General features: G+C 33.7%; 2 protein-coding genes. Both read right to left on the bottom strand.

Features of this window, described 5'->3' with window-relative positions:
- Positions 1 to 124 precede the first annotated feature (124 nt).
- Positions 125 to 1,135, bottom strand: a complete 1,011-nt coding sequence (locus tag T368_RS0111445; protein WP_162164640.1) for an LPD3 domain-containing protein — start codon at positions 1,133 to 1,135, stop codon at positions 125 to 127.
- Positions 1,125 to 1,577 (bottom strand): hypothetical protein (locus tag T368_RS16005; RefSeq protein ID WP_034595287.1); only part of this gene is annotated, 453 nt, incomplete at its 5' end. The genes T368_RS0111445 and T368_RS16005, both read right to left, overlap by 11 nt.

Here is a 1,577-nt window from a genome sequence, read left to right as displayed (position 1 = left end):
TAGTGAGGGCTTATGCTTTATTGCGTAAAACTGCTTAAAACATAAGCGATACTTTTTATTATATTTACTTTTTGAATTGAAATAAAGGGGCTTGTGTGGTTTGAGTAAAATTAAGGCAGGTATGCTATAACTTCGCATACAGCACTTGAGAGCTAAACATTTTCTTAATTCTGCCAAAATCTCTATTACTCATAGGAATAAATGTTGTATTGATAATGTTTCCCTGTATATCTAACGCATAGCCAACCATATAATTAAATTTATCCTTAATTTTATAAGGCTTAAAGAATACATAAGAATCTTGTGCTATACTTTCATCATCTCTAGTCTGCACTAGTTTGCTATTTTGCATTTCCCTAGCATTCGCAGACACTTTAGGATTAGAGGTATATTCTTGTTTAACGATAAAAAGCGGGTCGGCAAGGGTATCAAGGAATGCACCGCTATATAAACTTCTATCTTTCTTGTAGGTATTGCCTTTATTCAAGTGATTCCAAGCGTGGTTTAAATTAATTTTTATATTTCCTATGGGTGTTTGTATTGTGCTGTACCCCTGCTTGTCTTTATGCGGGATTTGTGCTAAAAATTCTTGCTGATTTAGCATATCTGGCATTTTCTTAGCATAGCTGTTTAATACATCTTCCCTAATTCTGCCATTTTCTATAAAAGTGCTAAATAAATCCAAATCTTGCCCTTGCATTTTTACTTTAGATTCTAGCATATTTGCGGATTCTTTTATATTGTTATTTTTAACTCTTTCTTGTGAGGTTTGTGGTATAATGCCACTATGATTCTCAAATAGCCGAGTCGTTTGAGTAGCTCCGACATCATCGTGATGAGAGTCTTCCACCCCTTTAGATTTAGGGCTACGATTTAAGTTCGTGGGGTGGGTTAATTCCTCTAATTCTAAACTATAAATTCTATTTCCATTTTGAAAACTCTCTTTAAGCGTAATTAATGCTTGTGCTTCTTTATCTTTTAAGGCATTGTCTGCTATAAATCTATGCACTGCTTTTATATCTTTACTTTGATTTTTTGGTGTTTCACTTTTGAAAAATTTATTTTGTATAAAAAGGTTTTCAATGTTGCTTACTGCCTCAAAATGTTCTTCAACCTTAAAACCATTATCTAATATCTAAACTTTTTTGTATGGCTTTATCGCTACTCATTTTTGCGATACCAACACTGCTAAGCCTTGCTTGAATGCCGTCCTTATTGACAATATCTTTGCCTTTTATAGCATTGAGTTTGTCTTTCACAAACTTTCGCATTTCTTGTTTATTTCCATATAGATTTTTTAGCAAGTCTGTGTCTTTTGTGTTGTCATGTTGAGGCATTGCTGAAACATCTTTATTTCCGTTTAAGTGAGATGTTTCGTGCTTCGCACTCAACATGACAGAATCTTTATTTGTTTGTGTGTTAGATTCTGTATGTGGGTTTATAGATTTTTCGCTCTCGCTCAAAATGACAGATTGCGGGTTAGCTTTCGCAACTTCTGGCTTATACTCTAACAATAATTGTTTCTGTGCTTGTGCTTCTTTTATCTCTGCTATATCTACATATTGGTCTCTGTATGA

Source organism: Helicobacter bilis ATCC 51630 (assembly GCF_000686565.1).
Lineage (GTDB): Bacteria > Campylobacterota > Campylobacteria > Campylobacterales > Helicobacteraceae > Helicobacter_A > Helicobacter_A bilis.
The sequence above is the reverse complement of the archived record's forward strand: the minus strand, read 5'-3'. Positions and strand labels throughout refer to the sequence as shown.